At 55.1% G+C, this 18255-nt stretch carries 15 protein-coding genes; 4 read left to right on the forward strand and 11 right to left on the reverse strand.

Annotation, left to right across the window (positions count from 1 at the left end; genetic code table 11):
- Positions 1-6 precede the first annotated feature (6 nt).
- Complete coding sequence (gene cysD / locus NR302_RS14920) at positions 7-915, reverse strand: sulfate adenylyltransferase subunit CysD (protein WP_007893231.1); 909 nt, start codon at positions 913-915, stop codon at positions 7-9.
- Between the two features lie 9 nt (positions 916-924).
- Positions 925-2340 carry a siroheme synthase CysG gene (cysG, locus tag NR302_RS14925; protein ID WP_061719929.1) on the reverse strand — a complete coding sequence of 472 codons (1416 nt, stop codon included), beginning with the start codon at positions 2338-2340 and terminating at the stop codon, positions 925-927.
- Positions 2341-2588: 248 nt separating this feature from the next.
- Between cysG and NR302_RS14930 the strand changes: the two genes are divergently transcribed.
- Both NR302_RS14930 and NR302_RS14935 read left to right on the forward strand, forming a co-directional pair.
- Complete coding sequence (locus tag NR302_RS14930) at positions 2589-3614, forward strand: aminopeptidase (protein ID WP_258143815.1); 1026 nt, start codon at positions 2589-2591, stop codon at positions 3612-3614.
- A gap of 9 nt (positions 3615-3623) precedes the next feature.
- Complete coding sequence (locus NR302_RS14935; protein ID WP_258143816.1) at positions 3624-3908, forward strand: YciI family protein; 285 nt, start codon at positions 3624-3626, stop codon at positions 3906-3908.
- 65 nt (positions 3909-3973) lie between these two features.
- Here NR302_RS14935 and NR302_RS14940 read toward each other — a convergent pair whose 3' ends face one another.
- Genes NR302_RS14940 through cysJ form a run of 3 tightly spaced genes read right to left on the reverse strand, consistent with a single transcriptional unit; the run spans position 3974 to position 8231 of the window.
- Positions 3974-4708: a phosphoadenylyl-sulfate reductase gene (locus tag NR302_RS14940; RefSeq protein ID WP_154155438.1), complete on the reverse strand. Its 735-nt coding sequence runs from the start codon at positions 4706-4708 to the stop codon at positions 3974-3976.
- Positions 4705-6429 carry an assimilatory sulfite reductase (NADPH) hemoprotein subunit gene (gene cysI / locus NR302_RS14945; RefSeq protein WP_008104561.1) on the reverse strand — a complete coding sequence of 575 codons (1725 nt, stop codon included), beginning with the start codon at positions 6427-6429 and terminating at the stop codon, positions 4705-4707. Before cysI ends, NR302_RS14940 begins: the two co-directional genes overlap by 4 nt.
- Positions 6429-8231: an NADPH-dependent assimilatory sulfite reductase flavoprotein subunit gene (cysJ, locus tag NR302_RS14950; RefSeq protein WP_258143817.1), complete on the reverse strand. Its 1803-nt coding sequence runs from the start codon at positions 8229-8231 to the stop codon at positions 6429-6431. Before cysJ ends, cysI begins: the two co-directional genes overlap by 1 nt.
- A gap of 293 nt (positions 8232-8524) precedes the next feature.
- Between cysJ and queD the strand changes: the two genes are divergently transcribed.
- Both queD and NR302_RS14960 read left to right on the forward strand, forming a co-directional pair.
- Positions 8525-8887: a 6-carboxytetrahydropterin synthase QueD gene (gene queD / locus NR302_RS14955; protein ID WP_155726973.1), complete on the forward strand. Its 363-nt coding sequence runs from the start codon at positions 8525-8527 to the stop codon at positions 8885-8887.
- 129 nt (positions 8888-9016) lie between these two features.
- Positions 9017-9616 carry an inorganic diphosphatase gene (locus NR302_RS14960; protein WP_008104567.1) on the forward strand — a complete coding sequence of 200 codons (600 nt, stop codon included), beginning with the start codon at positions 9017-9019 and terminating at the stop codon, positions 9614-9616.
- 65 nt (positions 9617-9681) lie between these two features.
- On the opposite strand, the gene queE is transcribed toward NR302_RS14960, so the two are convergent.
- The 6 genes from queE to rlmD all read right to left on the reverse strand — a co-directional run bounded on the left by queE (position 9682) and on the right by rlmD (position 18223).
- Positions 9682-10353, reverse strand: a complete 672-nt coding sequence (gene queE / locus NR302_RS14965; RefSeq protein ID WP_008104569.1) for a 7-carboxy-7-deazaguanine synthase QueE — start codon at positions 10351-10353, stop codon at positions 9682-9684.
- A gap of 149 nt (positions 10354-10502) precedes the next feature.
- A complete protein-coding gene (gene eno, locus NR302_RS14970; protein WP_008104571.1) occupies positions 10503-11801 on the reverse strand; it encodes a phosphopyruvate hydratase in 1299 nt (432 codons plus the stop codon).
- A 75-nt stretch (positions 11802-11876) separates the two neighbouring features.
- The gene (gene pyrG, locus NR302_RS14975; RefSeq protein ID WP_007891723.1) at positions 11877-13514 is read right to left on the reverse strand and encodes a glutamine hydrolyzing CTP synthase; all 1638 of its coding nucleotides are present in this window, start codon (positions 13512-13514) and stop codon (positions 11877-11879) included.
- 241 nt (positions 13515-13755) lie between these two features.
- Entirely contained in the window at positions 13756-14547 is a 792-nt protein-coding gene (gene mazG, locus NR302_RS14980; RefSeq protein WP_154155432.1) for a nucleoside triphosphate pyrophosphohydrolase, read from the reverse strand.
- Positions 14548-14642: 95 nt separating this feature from the next.
- Positions 14643-16874 (reverse strand): GTP diphosphokinase, encoded by a 2232-nt coding sequence (gene relA / locus NR302_RS14985; protein ID WP_008104575.1) that lies wholly within the window; start codon positions 16872-16874, stop codon positions 14643-14645.
- 32 nt (positions 16875-16906) lie between these two features.
- Positions 16907-18223 (reverse strand): 23S rRNA (uracil(1939)-C(5))-methyltransferase RlmD, encoded by a 1317-nt coding sequence (rlmD, locus tag NR302_RS14990; RefSeq protein WP_258143818.1) that lies wholly within the window; start codon positions 18221-18223, stop codon positions 16907-16909.
- Positions 18224-18255 lie beyond the last annotated feature (32 nt).

Raw genomic sequence — 18255 nt, forward strand, 5'->3', positions numbered from 1 at the left:
GTCTCCTTAGAAATAACCCTGACGTTTCTTCATTTCCATCGAACCAGCCTGGTCACGGTCAATCACGCGGCCCTGGCGTTCACTGGTGGTGGAGACCAGCATCTCTTCAATAATTTCCGGCAGCGTCTGCGCTTCTGATTCCACCGCGCCGGTCAGCGGCCAGCAGCCGAGGGTACGGAAACGCACCATGCGCTGTTTGATCACTTCGCCTGGCTGCAGATCGATACGGTCGTCATCGATCATCATCAGCATGCCATCACGCTCCAGCACCGGACGCGGCGCCGCGAGATACAGCGGCACGATCTCGATATTCTCGAGGAAGATGTACTGCCAGATATCCAGCTCGGTCCAGTTGGAGAGCGGGAACACGCGAATGCTTTCGCCTTTGTTAATCTGGCCGTTGTAGTTGTGCCACAGCTCAGGACGCTGATTTTTTGGGTCCCAGCGGTGGAAGCGATCGCGGAAGGAGTAGATACGCTCTTTCGCGCGCGACTTCTCTTCATCACGACGCGCGCCGCCAAAGGCCGCATCAAAGCCGTATTTGTTCAGCGCCTGCTTCAGGCCTTCGGTTTTCATGATGTCGGTGTGCTTGGCGCTGCCGTGTACGAACGGGTTGATGCCCATCGCCACGCCTTCCGGGTTGCGATGCACCAGCAGCTCCGCGCCCATCGCTTTCACGGTGCGATCGCGGAACTCGTACATTTCACGGAATTTCCAGCCGGTATCAACATGCAGCAGCGGAAACGGCAGCGTGCCCGGATAGAAGGCTTTGCGCGCCAGATGCAGCATGACCGAGGAGTCTTTACCGATGGAGTACATCATCACCGGATTGCTGAACTCGGCCGCCACCTCGCGGATGATATGGATACTCTCTGCCTCCAGCTGGCGCAGATGAGTAAGTCGATTTTGGTCCATAATTTTTCCTCAAGCCAAATTGACAACGGCGGACTCGCGAGCCCCCTGCTGTGCCGAATGTTGGAACCAGGCCAATTGCCCGTGCAAATTCACTACTTCGCCAATCACTAATAGTGCTGGCGTGGGCGCGGCGGCTGCCAGCGCTTCCAGTTGATCTAAGGTTCCGGTCAGCACCTGCTGATCCTGACGCGTGCCGCGCCCAATCACCGCCACCGGTGTGGAGGCGGCGCGGCCATGTTCGATAAGCCCGGCAGCGATTTCCGCCGCTTTCACCGTGCCCATATAAATCGCTAAGGTTTGACGTGCGCGCGCCAGCGACGGCCAATCAATGCCGTCGCCATCAGCGCGGCAGTGACCGGTAATAAACAGCACGCTCTGCGCGTGGTCGCGATGGGTCAGCGGGATACCGGCATAGGCGGTTGCGCCGGCTGCTGCGGTAATGCCCGGCACCACCTGGAACGGAATGCCTGCCGCCTGCGCCGCCTGCAACTCTTCGCCACCGCGGCCAAAGATAAACGGATCGCCGCCTTTCAAGCGCACCACGCGTTTGCCCTGTTTAGCCAGCGTCACCAGCATCTGATTGGTCTCTTCCTGCGGCACCGAATGCGCACCGGCGCGTTTGCCGACGCAGATGCGGTCGGCATCACGGCGCACCAGCTCAAGCACTTCGTCGCTGACCAGATGGTCATACAGCACCACATCGGCCAACTGCATCACCTGCAAGCCACGTAGCGTCAGCAAACCGCTGTCGCCCGGACCGGCGCCTACCAGTGTGATTTCACCCTGATTGTCGCTGTCGTTCTCCAGTTCGTGATCCAGCGTGCGCCGCGCTTCATTGACGTTGCCCGCCGCCATCTGGCTGGCGAACCGACCATTAAAGGCGCGTTCCCAGAAACGACGGCGTTCAGACATGCGGTGATAGCGCTGCTTCACCTTATCGCGCCACTGGCCAGCCACTTCCGCCATCTGTCCGAGATTGGCCGGCAGTAAAGCTTCAATTTTTTCACGTAGCAAACGCGCTAATACCGGCGCGGTGCCGCTGGAGGAGATCGCCACCACCAGCGGTGAACGGTCAACAATCGACGGGAAGATAAAGCTGCATTTCGGCTGATCGTCCACCACGTTCACCAGCTTGTGGCGCGCGTTGGCGGCATCGAACACCTGCGCGTTCAGCGCGTTGTCATCGGTAGCGGCAATCACAAGGAACACGCCATCCAGCTGCGCCGGATCGAAGCTGTGGGCGATCCATTCAATCGCCTCAATTTCCAGCAGCGCCTGCAGCTCATGGCCGAGTTCGCGCGCGGCGACCAGCACACGCGCGCCGGCACGCCGCAGCAGTTCTATTTTGCGCGCAGCGATTTCGCCACCGCCGACAACCAGCACCGGACGGCTTTTGAGATCGGCAAAGAGAGGCAGATAATCCACGTTAACCTTGCTAGTTTTACAATAAGTTAACGCGACTATACGTCCCGCCCTTCGGACAGATGAAATTACGAATTGGAATGAGTAGTTACCGAATGGAATAACGACCCAGGATTGCTGATAACATTTTGTGCTTAACAAATGATATTGCTGGTGTTTCGGAGCAATTCAAATTGTGCAAGCGTCATCACAGTTTCATACTATCTCGGAATTTTTTTAGCATCACTGGATGTCAGAAAAGGACTATCACTATGTTTGCCATTTTCCGCCGCTGCGTGCTGACAGCACTGCTTGCGGGCGGTTTGCCTTTCTTAGCTCAGGCTGCGAGCACTTCCACCGCGCCGGGGCATTTTGCCGAACAGCAATTACGCCATATCGCCACCTATTTCCCCGGCCGCATGAGCGGCAGCCCGGCCGAGTTGTTGACTGCTGATTATCTGCAGCAGCAGTTCAGCCAGTTGGGATATCAGAGTAATACCCGCCAGTTCAAAACCAGCTATAACTGGCTGGAGAAAAAGGGCGAGATCCGCCCGCACAAAGTCACTGCCACCTCGGTGATTGCCGCGCGTGCCGGTGAGGTACCGCAGGAGATCCTGATCGTTACGCATCTGGATACCTGGACACCGCTCAGCCGCCATGAAGCGGATAACAATCTCGGCGGCCTGCGTTTGCAGGGCGTGGATGACAATGCCTCCGGGCTGGGCGTGATGCTGGAGCTGGCGCAGGCACTGAGTAAGACGCCGCTGCATTACGGCGTGCGCTTTGTGGCGCTGAGCGCCGGTGAAGCCGGTTTGCACGGCATGGATGATTATCTGGCGCGCATGAGCGTGCAGGAGAAGAAAAACACGCTGCTGGTGATCGATCTGAATAGCCTGATCGTTGGCGATCATCTCTACTTTAATAGCGGCATCAATACGCCATCGGCGGTACGCAAGCAGACCAGCGCGCGCGCCGTGCAGCTGGCGCACCGCTACGGCATCTCAGCGGCCAGCCACGCGATGACTGCACGCGATTATCCCGGCGTGAACCCGTTCGATAAAGCCGGCATGCCATTGCTGGATGTCACCGCCGCCAACTGGGCGCTGGGCAACAAAGATGGGCAGCAACAGCGCACGCGCTCCAGCCACTTCCCGGCAGGCAACGTGCGCCATCAAACCGAGCGCGATAACCTCAACTATCTCGATCACTGGCTGCCAGGCCGCATCACGCAACGCACGCGTGACAGCGTGAAGATTCTGCTGCCGCTGCTAACCGAGCTCGCTAATCCGACAACCTAAGGATTCACTATGTACGTGGTATACCTGAACTATTTTCGTCCGGTAGAAGAAGTGGAAGCGTTACTCGACCCACATGTTGCGTGGCTTAATCGCTATTTTGACAGCGGCATATTTATTGCGGCGGGACGTAAAGATCCGCGCACCGGCGGCGTGTTGCTGGTGAAGGATATTGATCGTGCGCGGCTGGATACCATTCTGGCGGAAGATCCGTTTGTGGCAGTGGCACATTATGAAGTGACGAAAGTGAATGTGACGCGTGCGGCGGAAGAGTTTGCGGTGTTGAAAGGGATTTGATCAAAAAGGAGCGCATGAATGCGCTCCCTACGTTGTAGGGTCGGCATTTATGCCGACCTGGTCAATCAACCCTCATGCAACCCGCATTCGCGCTTCAGGCCGAAGAAGCGCGTCTCTTCTTCTGCCATGCCCGGCTCCCACTTTTTGGTGGTATGCGTATCGCCCACTGACAGATAACCTTCATCCCACAGCGGATGGTATTTCAATCCGTGCTTGGTCAGATATTGATGCACCTGACGGTTATCCCAATCAATGATCGGCAGAATCTTGAACACGCCGCGCTGCACCGCCAGCACCGGCAAGCTGGCGCGACTGCCAGATTGATCGCGGCGCAGGCCAGCAAACCAGGTTTGCGCGCCCAGCGTTTCCAGCGCGCGGTTCATCGGTTCCACTTTGTTGATCTGGTTGTACTGCTCAATCCCTTCGACGCCCTGCTCCCACAGTTTGCCGTAACGTGCTTCCTGCCATGCCGCTGAGGTATCAGCACGGAAAATCTGCAGGTTGAGATTGAGCTTATCGGTCAGCTCATCAATAAAGCGATAGGTTTCCGGGAACAGATAACCGGTATCGGTCAGGATCACCGGAATGTCCGGCTTCTGCTGCGTCACCATATGCAGCAAAACCGCCGCCTGAATACCAAAGCTGGATGACAGCACAAATGCGCCTGGCAGCTGTTCTAATGCCCAGCCCACACGTTGTTCAGCGGAGAGTTTCTCCAGCTGCACGTTGCTTTCAGCCAACGCCATAATGCGGTCAACTTTTGATGAACCGTTCAGTGCTGCGAGATCGAGTACCGTCATACTGCCTCCGAGTCCCAGAAATCACGGGCGGGATCAACCACGGCTTTAATGATGCCGGTGCGAATCACGAAGTCGCCAAAGCCTTCATCGGCCTGACGCTCGGTTGCCCAGCGCGCCACTAGCTCATCGATGCTGGCAAGGATTTCGCCTTCGTTGATGTTCTCGCGGTACATGCGTGGGATGCGCGTACCTTCGCGGTTGCCGCCAATGTGTAAGTTGTAACGACCCGGCGCTTTACCCACCAGACCTAACTCCGCCAGCAAAGCACGGCCACAACCATTTGGGCAACCGGTAACGCGTAACACTATGTGCTCTTCGCCGACGCCGTGCTTGTGCATGATCTCTTCCACTTTGGTGACGAACGACGGCAGGAAGCGCTCGGCTTCGGCCATCGCCAGCGGACAAGTCGGGAACGCCACACACGCCATGGAGTTTTCACGCTGCGGCGTGACCGCTTCCATCAAACCGTGTTCACGGGCGATGGCTTCGATCTGCGCTTTTTGCTTCTCCGGCACGCCAGCCACAATCAGGTTCTGGTTGGCGGTCAGGCGGAAATCGCCCTGATGCACTTTCGCGATTTCAGCGATGCCGCGTTTCAGCGGACGGCCAGGATAATCCAGCAGACGGCCGTTCTCGATAAACAGCGTCAGGTGCCACTTCTTATCGATGCCTTTCACCCAGCCAATACGGTCGCCGCGCGAAGTGAACGCATACGGACGAATCGGTTCGAATGTCAGACCGGCACGCTTTTCCACTTCCGCTTTGAAGGTCTCAACGCCGACGCGTTCCAGCGTGTACTTGGTCTTGGCATTTTTACGATCGGTACGGTTACCCCAATCGCGCTGCGTAGTGACGACAGCGGCCGCCACGTCGAGGATCTTCTCAACCGGCAGGAAACCAAACTCGCTCGCGGTGCGCGCGTAGGTCGCTTTGTTGCCGTGATCAATCGACAAGCCGCCGCCAACCAGCAGGTTAAAGCCAATCAGCTTGCCCTTCTCGGCGATGGCGATGAAGTTCAGGTCATTGGCGTGCAGATCGACATCGTTATGCGGCGGCACCACAACGGTGGTTTTGAATTTACGCGGCAGATAGGTTTCGCCAAGAATCGGCTCTTTATCTGTGGTCGCGACCTTCTCTTTGTCCCACCAGATTTCAGCGTAAGCGCGGGTTTGCGGCAGCAGATGCTCTGACAGCTTTTTCGCCCATTCGTACGCTTCCTGATGCAGCTCTGATTCCACCGGATTCGAGGTGCACAGCACGTTACGGTTAACGTCGTTGGCGGTCGCCAGCGCATCCAGCCCGACTTCGTGCAGCATCTGGTGCGTCGGCTTCACGTTCTTCTTCAGAATGCCGTGAAACTGGAAAGTCTGACGGTTAGTCAAACGGATGCTGCCGTAAATGGTTTTATCGGTGGCGAATTTATCAATCGCCAGCCACTGCGTTGGCGTGATAATTCCGCCCGGCAGACGGCAGCGCAGCATCATGGCATGACGCGGTTCGAGTTTCTGCGCTGCACGCTCGGCACGAATATCGCGGTCATCCTGCTGGTACATGCCGTGGAAACGGATCAGCAGGAAGTTGTCGCCGGTGAAGCCGCCGGTCAGACCATCGTCGAGATCGTCGAGGATGGTGCCGCGCAGGTAGTTGCTCTGTTTTTTCAGACGCTCAGCGTCGACCAACTTGCCTTCAACGACCAGCGGTCCAGGATGTTTTTCGCTCATTAGTAAACGTCTCGCTGATAACGGCGCTCAATGCGCAGCTCACTTAAAAATTCGTCAGCCGTTTCACGATCCATGCCGCCGTGTTCGACCACCACATCCAGTAATGCCTGCTCAACGTCTTTCGCCATACGATTGGCGTCGCCGCAGACGTAAAGGTGCGCGCCTTCCTGTAACCAGCTCCACACCTCCGCACCTTTGGCGCGGATTTTATCTTGTACGTAAACTTTCTCGGCCTGATCGCGTGACCATGCCAGATCGATATTGGTCAGCAGGCCATCTTTGACGTACTTCTGCCACTCCACCTGATAGAGGAAATCATCGGTGAAGTGCGGGTTGCCGAAGAACAGCCAGTTTTTGCCGCCTGCGCCATCGTTGTCACGCTGCTGCATAAAGGAGCGGAACGGCGCGATGCCGGTGCCCGGACCAATCATGATCACTGGCGTTTCCGGATTAGCCGGTAAGCGGAAGTTATCGTTGTGCTCGATGAAGACGCGAATTTCGCCATCCTCTTCGATACGATCCGCTAACCAGGTTGAGGCGCCGCCCCCGCGCTGGCGACCGTCGATTTCAAAGCGCACCGCACCCACGGTGATGTGCACTTCGGTTTCGTTCTCCGCCTGTGATGAGGCAATGGAATACAGGCGCGGCGTCAGCGGACGCAGCAGGCCAGCTAATTGTTCGGCATTCAGTTCTGTCGGTGCCTGACGCACCATATCGACAATCGGGAAGCTCTGCGCATAGCTCTGCAGCTTCGGCTTGTCACCGGCCAGCGCCAGCAACGCGTCATTGCGGGACAGCGCCGCATACTGCTCAACGATTTGTGGCGTGTTGACCGTCAGCTCGAAATGCGTTTTCAGCGCTTCAGCCAGCGGCAGAGTTTTGCCCTGCACCTCTACCGGCTCGTCACCTTTCAGCCACACCAGCTGCAGCAGTTCCTGCACCAGCTCGTCATCGTTTTCAAACCACACGCCCAGCGCATCGCCCGGCTGGTAGCGCAGGCCAGAATCGCCAAGGTCGATCTCAATGTGACGTACATCTTTATCCGAATCGCGTCCGGTGATCTTCTGGTTAGCCGCAAAGCTGGCCACCAGCGGCTCTTCTTTGGTGTACGGACTGCTGTCGACCAGATTGACGCTGCCCGCCGCCGTGATGGCGGCCTGTGCTGGCGATTCGCTCGGCACTCGCGCTTTCAGAATTTCAGTGATCTGCTGACGCCAGGCGTTCGCCTGCTCTTTGTATTCAACATCAGCATCCACACGATCCAGCAGACGTTCTGCACCCAGCTCAGCCAGACGCTCATCAAAGTCTTTACCGGCTTTGCTGAAAAACTCATAAGAGGTATCGCCAAGACCGAACACCGCAAACGCGGTGCCCTCAAACTTCGGCGCTTTCTTCGACAGCAGGAACTTGTGCAGCGCCACGGCTTCTTCCGGTGGCTCGCCCTCGCCTTGCGTGGAGGTGACAACCACCAGCAACTTTTCCTGACCGATCTGCTTGAATTTATAATCGCCGGCATTAACCAGATTGACGCTCAGCTTGGCAGCCAGCAGGTCGTCACGCAGCTGCTCAGCCAGGCGACGCGCGTTACCGGTCTGCGAGGCGGAGATCAGCGTGATGGTCGGGGTTTCTGCCTGAACCGGCGCTGGCGCGGCAACCGCACCCGGCGTCTGGTTGACCATGCCCCAGAAATAGCCGGAGAGCCAGGCCATCTGAGTGGTGTTGAAATCCGTGGTCGCCGCCTGTAAGCGCGCGAGTTGCTCCGGTGATAACGGAAGCAGTGAACCTGGTGCCTGAGTCGTCATTGCGTTAAAAATTCCAGTGTCAGAAGTCCGGATCAATATGTTGCGAAAGAATGCGTAGGTTACCGGGCTGTATATTAACGATTAAATACGCCTTCGACATATTAAATAACCAAAATGACTAAGTGGTTTTTCGGGTAAAGTTAACCAGCAAAAGTGGTAAATGAAGGCGATATGATTCAATGAGTTAATTAAGCGTTTGCCGTTGAGAAGGCGCAAAATGCCCTTTTCGTTGCCAGCGGGTGCGAAAAATCTGCAATTCAGGTAGACTTCAGCGGTTTTTAAGTCTGAGAGCCATTATGTCTACCACGTTATTTAAAGAGTTCCAGTTCGAATCTGCCCACCGCTTACCTCACGTGCCGGAAGGCCACAAATGCGGGCGTTTGCACGGCCATTCGTTCCTGGTGCGATTAGAAATTACCGGCGAAGTGGATGCGCATACCGGTTGGGTAATGGATTTTGCCGAACTGAAGGCGAAGTTTAAGCCACTGTATGAACGCCTTGATCATCACTATCTGAATGACATTCCGGGTTTAGAAAACCCTACCAGTGAAGTGCTGGCAAAATGGATTTGGGATCAGATGAAGCCGATTCTGCCGGAATTAAGCGCGGTGATGATTAAAGAGACCTGCACCGCCGGTTGTATCTACAAAGGTTAATTGTGTTTTCGGGCTGCGTTAGTGCAGCCTGACTTTCCTGCTATACGCTTCTTTACTTACCTTTCATCCCACTGTCATCTGTCGCCTCTACGTTGTTGTCTCCTTCATTAAAGATCAAGAGAATCAACAATGAACCTGGTAAAACGCCTTTCCCTGATTGCAGTTTTTGTTTCCGCCTCTGCCGCCGTTCAGGCGCAAAATATTCTCGATTTTCCACAACCGGATAAAGTGCCGGATGAGTTCTTTGCCGTAACCGAAATTCCAGCGGGTGGCATGATCAAATATGAAACCGATGCCAAAACCGGCTTCATCTTTGCTGACCGCTTCCAGTCAATGCCGGTTGCCTATCCTGCAAACTATGGCTCGCTGACGCAGTCGCTGGCGGGAGATGGTGATCCGCTGGATGTGATTTTCTATACCCGCGCGCCGCTACAACCGGGCACGTTGATCAAACTCCGTCCGATTGGCGTGCTGAAAATGATTGATGGCGGCGAAAAGGACGACAAAATCGTCGCCGTGCCAACCAGCAAAATCGACCCGACCTACGACGACATTAAAGAGATGAGCGACCTGCCGAAGATCGAGCAAGAGCGTTTGCAGGCATTCTTCCGCGTGTATAAACAGTTGCCGGATGGCCGGAAGAAAGTGGAGCTGAACGGTTTTGAAGATGCGGCGAAAGCCAAAACTGAAATCAAACAGGCGTTTGATGCCTATAAAGCGAAGCAGTAAAGTTTGCGGTCGCCATGAATGGCGACCCTACATGTAGGGTGCGCATTTATGCGCACCAGGCCGAATTAGGCGATATTCAAATATTTGTGCGTCTGCATCGAAAGCCGCCAGTTGCGAGCGATGCAGGTTTCGATGCAGAGTTTAGTAGCCGCATCGCCACGACTGATGGGTTGCAGCGCCACAATGCGCTTTTTATCGTCGTGCAATCCCGCCAGCAATTCATCTAACGCTTCCACATCACGCTCACGCGCCACCGGATGCTTGATTTCATCTGCGCGCTGCAATGCCTGCGGCAATACGTCGTAGCCACCACGCATATTCACCTTGGGTGAAACCGTCACCCAGGTTGCGTCAGAACACTGCACTTCGTGCGTGCCGCTGGTTTCGATCTGGCAGGCAAAACCCGCCGCTTCTAATTGTTCCGTCAAAGGGCGCAGATCAAAAATCGCCGGTTCGCCGCCGGTGATCACCACATGACGTGCGGTCCAGCCCTGACGTTGAATGGTGTCGATCAGCATCGCCGCATCGGCGCTGCCCCACGCATCGCTCTCCACGGTTTTGACCAGAATATCGCCGAGCGAGGTCTCCCGATCCGCCCGCTTTTCCCAGGTATGTTTGGTATCACACCAGCTACAGCCCACCGGACATCCTTGTAAGCGGATGAACAGCGCCGGAACACCGGTGTAAAAACCTTCGCCCTGCAGCGTCTGGAACATTTCGTTAATCGGGTAGAACATTTTTCACTCACGTCTAAAATTTGAGGCGCAGATTATGGCAGATCTTGCGCGCTGAGTAACAGCTGCTTCGTGCCAAATAAAAGCAAAAGCCCCGCACAAGGCGGGGCTCTATTCAGACGATGCTGCCCGCAGGCAGCATACTCAGACGATTACGCCTGGCCTTTAACTTCTTTCAGACCGTTGAACGGTGCTTTGCTGCCCAGCGCTTCTTCGATACGAATCAGCTGGTTGTACTTAGCAACACGGTCAGAACGGCTCATAGAACCGGTTTTGATCTGGCCAGCTGCAGTACCTACCGCCAGGTCAGCGATGGTTGCATCTTCGGTTTCACCTGAACGGTGTGAAATCACCGCAGTGTAACCCGCATCTTTCGCCATCTTGATTGCAGCCAGAGTTTCGGTCAGTGAACCGATCTGGTTGAATTTGATCAGGATGGAGTTAGCGATGCCTTTATCGATACCTTCTTTCAGGATCTTGGTGTTGGTTACGAACAGGTCGTCACCTACCAGCTGGAGTTTGTCGCCCAGCACTTTGGTCTGGTATGCGAAACCAGCCCAGTCAGATTCGTCCAGACCATCTTCGATAGAAACGATTGGATACTGATTAGCCAGATCTTCCAGGAAGTGCGTGAACTCTTCAGAAGTGAAGGCTTTGTTGCCTTCGCCAGCCAGCACATATTTGCCGTCTTTGTAGAATTCAGATGCTGCGCAGTCCATCGCCAGGGTGATGTCTTTGCCCAGCTCGTAGCCTGCTGCTTTTACCGCTTCAGCGATAACAGCCAGTGCTTCGGCGTTAGAACCCAGGTTTGGCGCGTAGCCACCTTCGTCACCAACAGCGGTGCTCATGCCTTTCGACTTCAGCACTTTCGCCAGGTGATGGAAGACTTCAGAACCCATGCGAATCGCTTCTTTCAGGGTTGGCGCGCCAACTGGCTGAATCATGAATTCCTGGATGTCGACGTTGTTGTCGGCGTGCTCACCACCGTTGATGATGTTCATCATTGGCAGCGGCATAGAGTATTTGCCTGGGGTGCCATTCAGTTCAGCGATATGTGCGTACAGCGGCAGGCCTTTTGAGGCAGCAGCAGCTTTAGCAGCAGCCAGTGAAACCGCCAGAATGGCGTTAGCACCGAAGTTAGATTTGTTCTCAGTACCGTCCAGCTCGATCATGATCTTATCGATGTTCGCCTGGTCTTTGGCATCTTTACCGGTTACCGCGTTAGCGATTGGACCGTTAACAGCCGCAACCGCTTTGGTTACGCCTTTGCCCAGGAAACGAGATTTGTCACCGTCACGCAGCTCCAGTGCTTCGCGAGAACCGGTTGATGCACCTGATGGCGCAGCAGCCAGACCAACGAAACCGCCTTCCAGATGCACTTCTGCTTCTACAGTTGGGTTGCCACGGGAGTCGATGATTTCGCGACCGATGACTTTTACGATTTTGGACATTCGATTTTCCTCAGTACAAGTTAGTCAATCCTAAGACAAACAACGCGCGAAAAGTTCGCGCGCTGTTCGTGAAACTTACTTCGCTAAACGCTTCTGGTGTTCCTGCGCGGCTTTCACAAAGCCAGCGAACAGCGGATGACCATCGCGTGGGGTCGACGTGAATTCCGGGTGGAACTGACAGGCAACAAACCACGGATGGTTCGGGATCTCGATGATCTCAACCAGCTGATCGTCGCCAGAACGACCGGCAATATGCAGACCCGCCGCTTCAATCGGCTTCAGCAACATATTGTTTACTTCGTAACGATGACGGTGGCGCTCGGTAATGATTTCAGAACCGTACAACTGACGCACTTTGCTTTCCGGCGTCAACTGGCACTGCTGGCTGCCCAGACGCATGGTGCCGCCCAGATCGCTCTGCTCAGTACGCTGCTCAACGTTGCCCTCTTCGTCACGCCATTCGGTGATAAGCGCAACCACCGGATACTTACAGTCTGGCACAAATTCCGTAGAGTTCGCGCCTTCCATACCGGCAACGTTGCGGGCAAATTCCATCAGCGCAACCTGCATGCCCAGGCAAATCCCCAGGTAAGGCACGTTGTTCTCACGAGCGTATTGCGCCGTCATCATTTTGCCTTCCACACCACGGTAGCCGAAGCCGCCAGGGATCAGAATAGCATCCAGATCTTTCAGTAATTCGACACCGCGCGTTTCAACATCCTGCGAGTCGATCAGTTTGATGTTCACGGTAACGCGATTTTTCAGGCCGCCGTGTTTCAGCGCTTCAATCACTGACTTGTACGCATCTGGCAGTTCGACATATTTGCCGACCATACCGATGGTCACTTCGCCGCCCGGATTGGCTTCTTCGTAAATTACCTGTTCCCATTCGGCCAGGTTCGCTTCCGGTGCGTTCAGATTGAAACGCTTGCAGATGTAATCATCCAGACCTTGCGATTTCAGCATGCCTGGAATCTTGTAGATGGAATCCACATCTTTCAGGGAAATAACCGCTTTTTCTGGCACGTTACAGAACAGCGCGATTTTAGCGCGTTCGTTCGCAGGCACAGCGCGGTCAGAACGGCAGATCAGCACGTCTGGCTGAATCCCGATCGACAGCAGCTCTTTCACTGAATGCTGGGTTGGCTTGGTTTTCACTTCGCCTGCGGCCGCCATATACGGCACCAGCGTCAGGTGCATATACATGGTGTGTTCACGACCGACATCGACCGCCATCTGGCGAATCGCTTCGAGGAACGGCAGAGATTCGATATCACCCACGGTACCGCCGATCTCGACCAGAACGACGTCATGACCTTCGCCGCCTTCAATGATGCGCTCTTTGATGGCGTTGGTGATGTGTGGGATAACCTGAATCGTGGCGCCCAGATAGTCACCGCGACGCTCTTTGCGCAGCACTTCTGAGTAGATACGACCGGTAGTAAAGTTGTTGCGGCGCGACATTTTAGTGCGGATGAAGCGCTCGTAGTGACCTAAATCCAGATCGGTTTCGGCCCCATCATCGGTAACAAATACTTCACCGTGCTGCGTTGGGCTCATGGTACCCGGATCGACGTTGATGTACGGATCGAGTTTCATGATGGTCACATTCAGACCACGTGCTTCAAGGATAGCTGCGAGGGAGGCTGCGGCAATGCCTTTGCCCAGAGAGGAAACGACCCCGCCGGTCACAAAAATATAATTCGTTGTCATGCTGAACCTGAGAGTTTAGGTTTAAAGACGGTGGAATAACCAAGACGGGAAAATAGTATACTTGAAGTCGTCTTAAGCCACAATTGATGAATCACACCATCATCCTCCACAGGTAAGCCGGTAACATAGCGGATAGCATGGTGTGAAATGTTGATGTACGTCACAAAGTCGCCGCAAGGCTGAATCGAGTAAGCTCAAGCGGCGAATTTATGCGCAGTGATGGAATAATCGTCAGATTTGCTTACTGCTTGTTCTCCAACACTTTCACCTGCTGCCAGGCCTCTTCCATTTGATCCAGGGTGGCATCGCTCATCGCTAAACCTTGTGAGGCGATAATGGCTTCAACCTGACGGAAGCGGCGCTCAAACTTATCGTTGGCTTTCTGTAACGCGACTTCCGCTTTGCTGCCCAAATGGCGTGATAAATTGACGGTCGCGAACAACAAATCACCAATCTCCTCTTCCAGCTTGTCGTTATCCACCACCGCTTGCTGCGCTTCGTGCATCACTTCGTCGATCTCTTCATGCACTTTATCCAGCACCGGACCGAGATTATTCCAGTCAAAGCCCACCGTGCTGCAACGTTTCTGAATTTTGTGCGCGCGCATCAATGCTGGCAGCGCTTTGGGGATGTCATCTAACGCAGAGTGCTGCGATTTTTCCGCGCGTTCGCTGTGTTTGATCGCTTCCCAGTTTTTCAGCACTTCTTCGCTGGTTTCGGCCTGAACATCACCAAAAATATGTGGATGACGGCGCTCAAGTTTGTCGCTGATGGCGTTGCAGACGTCGTCAAAATTGAAGCGCTGCTGCTCATCGGCCATCTGTGCGTAGAACACCACCTGAAACAGCAGATCGCCAAGTTCACCGCGCAGATCGGCAAAATCTTCGCGCTGAATGGCATCGATCACTTCGTAGGTTTCTTCTAGCGTGTAGGGCGCGATCGAGGCGAAGGTTTGCTGACGATCCCACGGGCAGCCGCGCTCCGGGTCGCGCAAGGTTTGCATGATGGTGAGCAGGCGGTTTAAGGGCGTCATGAGAGGATCCTTTGGGGCTGATATGTAAAAAGGTCGCCATGAATGGCGACCCTACGGCGTAATTTGTCGGGTCGGCATTTATGCCGACCTGGAAATCAGTGCAAACGACGCGCGTCGATAATGTCCGGCACCTGATTAAGGCGTGCCAGCACGCGGCCAAGCACTTGCTGGTTGTAGATCTCAATATCCATATCAATGGTCGCCAGCTGTTTTTTGGTGTCGCTGCGGCTAGAGACGCCGAGCACGTTGACCTTTTCGTTAGCCAGAATGGTGGTGATATCGCGCAGCAGACCGCTACGATCGTTGGCGGTGACACGCACCACCAGCGAGTAACCGCTGGAGTAATCCTCGCCCCACACCGCATCAACGATTCGTTCCGGTGCGTGCGAAATCAGCTCGGTTAACTGGTCGCAGTCGGCGCGGTGAATCGAGATACCGCGTCCCTGGGTGATAAAGCCCACGATATCGTCGCCAGGAATCGGCTGGCAGCAACGGGCGATGTGGTGCAGCAGATTGCCCACGCCTTCCACTACCACGCGACCGCTCTCTTTACGCGCCGACGGTGCATGTGACTTTTGCGTCAGCAGGCGCAGCGCCTCGCGATCTTCCTCTTCAGCGCTCGGCTTGTTGAGCTTGCCTTGCAGGAAATTGACCATCTGATTGAGGCGAATATCGCCGCCGCCAATCATCGCCAGCAGCTCATCCTGCGAACTGACGTTATAGCGCGGCAGCAGCAGTTTCTCCGCTTCGCGCATGCTGATATCCATTTGATTCAGCTCGTTTTCGAGGATCTGACGGCCAGCAATAATATTTTTGTCACGATCCTGCTTACGGAACCAGGCGTGAATTTTCGAGCGTCCGCGGCTGGTGGTGATATAGCCGAGGTTCGGGTTCAGCCAATCGCGGCTTGGATTCGGCTGCTTCTGGGTGATCACTTCGATCTGATCGCCCATCTGCAACTGATAGGTAAACGGCACGATGCGCCCGCTGATTTTGGCGCCAATGCAGCGGTGGCCGATATCGCTGTGAATGTGGTAAGCGAAGTCGAGCGGCGTTGAACCTGCCGGCAGATCGACCACGTCGCCTTTCGGGGTAAACACATACACGCGGTCATCAAAGACCTGGCTGCGCACCTCTTCCAGCATCTCGCCGGAATCGGCCATCTCTTCCTGCCAGGTAATCAGCTTACGCAGCCAGGCGATGCGTCCTTCATGTCCTGCCGCGCCACGCGCATTGCTGGAGGTTGGACCTTCTTTGTACTTCCAGTGTGCGGCGACGCCCAGCTCGGCGTCTTCGTGCATCTGGCGCGTACGAATCTGGATTTCCACCGTTTTGCCCTGCGGCCCCAGCACCACGGTATGAATCGATTGATAGCCGTTGGGCTTGGGATTGGCAACGTAGTCGTCAAACTCACTCGGCAGATGGCGAAACAGCGTATGTACCGTTCCGAGCGCGCCGTAGCAATCCTGCAGACGTTCAGCCACGATGCGCACCGCGCGCACGTCAAACAGCTCATCGAACGCTAAAGACTTCTTCTGCATCTTGCGCCAGATGCTGTAGATGTGTTTTGGGCGGCCATAGACTTCGGCACGCACGCCCTCTTTCTGCATCTCGGCGCGCAGGTTGGCGACGAAGCTTTCGATGTAGCCTTCGCGATCGATACGGCGTTCGTGCAGCAGCTTAGCAATACGTTTGTATTCATCGGGATGCAGATAGCGGAAGCAGTAATCTTCCAGCTCCCATTTGAGCTGGCCGATACCAAGACGGTTGGCCAGCGGCGCGTAAATATTGGTGCTCTCTTTCGCCGCGAGCACGCGCTCATCTTCTGGCGCGTCTTTCATTTCACGCAGATGGGCGATACGTTCCGCCAGCTTGATGACCACGCAGCGGAAATCTTCCACCATCGCCAGCAGCATGCGGCGCACGTTATCCACCTGCTCGGAAGCCATCGAATCGTTGTGAATCGCTTTCAGCTGGCGAATGGCATCCATGTCGCGCACGCCATGCACCAGCATCACAATCTCTTTGCCAAAGGCTTTTTCGAGATCCTCTTCGCTCACCACATCGGCGTTGGCGAGCGGGAACAGCAGCGCCGCGCGCAGGCTGTCGATGTCCATGCTGAGCATGGTGAGAATTTCCACCATCTCAATACCGCGCCACAGCAGCAGAGCTTGATCAGGATGGTTGTGCGTTTCGGCTTCACAGTAGCGCCACGCATCCGCCAGTCGCTGACAGGATTGCGGATTGTTGATACTTAAACTGGCGATCCACTGGTCGAGGGCAAATTCGCCCGCCGTATTTAAATGCGCACTTCTAACCGCAACCATATCCTCTCCTGCCACAGCGATGTGGACATCGCTTATGCTTTGCTAAACAGCACCATGGATTCGAGATGACTGGTATGAGGGAACATATCCAGCATCGCGACCCTTTCCAAATGGTAGCCCGCTGACAGCAATGTCTGACTGTCACGCGCCAGCGTTGTAGGGTTACAGGAAACATAGACCACACGTTCTGGCGCAAGTTTAACCACATGCGTCATCACGCCCGCGGCCCCAGCACGCGCTGGATCCAGTAACACCTTGTTAAATCCCTGCGTCGCCCACGGCTGACGCGATACATCTTCCTCCAGGTTATGCTGGAAGAAGCGAACATTCTCAAGATTATTCTGGGCTGCATTATACGCTGCCTGCTGCACTAATGCTGCAACGCCCTCCACACCTACAGCATTTTGTACGAACTTTCCTAGAGGCAAAGTAAAGTTTCCCATGCCACAGAACAAATCCAGCACACGATCCTCTGGCTGCAAATCCAGCCATTCGATGGCTTTGGCCACCATCTGCTGATTCACACCATCGTTGACCTGAATAAAATTCTGCGGGCTAAAGGTTAGCGGCAAATTCAACGAGTGATAAAAAGGTTCACGCGCATTCAGCGCCTGCAAACTTTCACTGCCATCAGCCAGATAGAGTGACAGTTGCTGCTCATGCGAAAAACGTTCCAGTTTTGCGTGATCGCCTGCAGAGAGTGCATCAAGATGGCGCAGCACCATCAGCGGGCCATTATCTGCCAGCACCAACTCAACGTGGCCCAAGCGTTTGACCGCCTGTAAATCGCTGAGACACTGGTGCAACGGTTGCAGTAACGCTTCAAGTTCGGGCACCAAAACCGGGCATTGCTTCAGCTCAACCAGATCGTTGCTGGCGGCCTGGCGGAAACCCATTTGCAGACGCTGCTGTTTTGGCTGCCACTGCAACCCTAAACGCGCACGACGACGATAGCCCCACGCGTTGCCGCTGATGATCTCATCGACCTTCACCGGCAGCGGCGCTTCGCGACTTAGCATGCGGCTTAAGGCGCGCGCTTTACTCTCCTGCTGCAAAGCCACCGACGCATGCTGCTGCTGGCAGCCGCCGCACACGCCGAAATGGACGCAGCACGGTTTTTCCCGCTGTGGGCTAGGATTGAGGATCTTGTTGGCTTTGGCGCGCGCGTATTTGCTTTTATCCTCGAACACCGTCACTTCCGCCTGTTCACCGGGCAGCGCGCCGCTGACAAACATCGCCTTGCCTTTATGGCGCGCAACACCTTGTCCAAAAGGATCGAGGTCTTCAATGGTGACGGATATGCGAGCCTTAGTCGTCACACGCTGTTTTGCGGAGTAAAATTGCGCCATAGTATTGTGAAATCTCTACTTTAATTGGGTGT

The organism is Pantoea sp. SOD02 (assembly GCF_024707505.1).
GTDB classification, from domain to species: domain Bacteria; phylum Pseudomonadota; class Gammaproteobacteria; order Enterobacterales; family Enterobacteriaceae; genus Pantoea; species Pantoea symbiotica.

Excerpts from the sequence above, each read along its gene's own strand:
- cysD (WP_007893231.1), bottom strand. The coding sequence starts at position 915 with ATGGACCAAAATCGACTTACTCATCTGCGCCAGCTGGAGGCAGAGAGT.
- NR302_RS14930 (WP_258143815.1), top strand. The coding sequence starts at position 2,589 with ATGTTTGCCATTTTCCGCCGCTGCGTGCTGACAGCACTGCTTGCGGGC.
- NR302_RS14935 (WP_258143816.1), top strand. The coding sequence starts at position 3,624 with ATGTACGTGGTATACCTGAACTATTTTCGTCCGGTAGAAGAAGTGGAA.
- NR302_RS14940 (WP_154155438.1), bottom strand. The coding sequence starts at position 4,708 with ATGACGGTACTCGATCTCGCAGCACTGAACGGTTCATCAAAAGTTGAC.
- cysI (WP_008104561.1), bottom strand. The coding sequence starts at position 6,429 with ATGAGCGAAAAACATCCTGGACCGCTGGTCGTTGAAGGCAAGTTGGTC.
- cysJ (WP_258143817.1), bottom strand. The coding sequence starts at position 8,231 with ATGACGACTCAGGCACCAGGTTCACTGCTTCCGTTATCACCGGAGCAA.
- NR302_RS14960 (WP_008104567.1), top strand. The coding sequence starts at position 9,017 with ATGAACCTGGTAAAACGCCTTTCCCTGATTGCAGTTTTTGTTTCCGCC.
- queE (WP_008104569.1), bottom strand. The coding sequence starts at position 10,353 with ATGTTCTACCCGATTAACGAAATGTTCCAGACGCTGCAGGGCGAAGGT.
- eno (WP_008104571.1), bottom strand. The coding sequence starts at position 11,801 with ATGTCCAAAATCGTAAAAGTCATCGGTCGCGAAATCATCGACTCCCGT.
- pyrG (WP_007891723.1), bottom strand. The coding sequence starts at position 13,514 with ATGACAACGAATTATATTTTTGTGACCGGCGGGGTCGTTTCCTCTCTG.
- mazG (WP_154155432.1), bottom strand. The coding sequence starts at position 14,547 with ATGACGCCCTTAAACCGCCTGCTCACCATCATGCAAACCTTGCGCGAC.
- relA (WP_008104575.1), bottom strand. The coding sequence starts at position 16,874 with ATGGTTGCGGTTAGAAGTGCGCATTTAAATACGGCGGGCGAATTTGCC.
- rlmD (WP_258143818.1), bottom strand. The coding sequence starts at position 18,223 with ATGGCGCAATTTTACTCCGCAAAACAGCGTGTGACGACTAAGGCTCGC.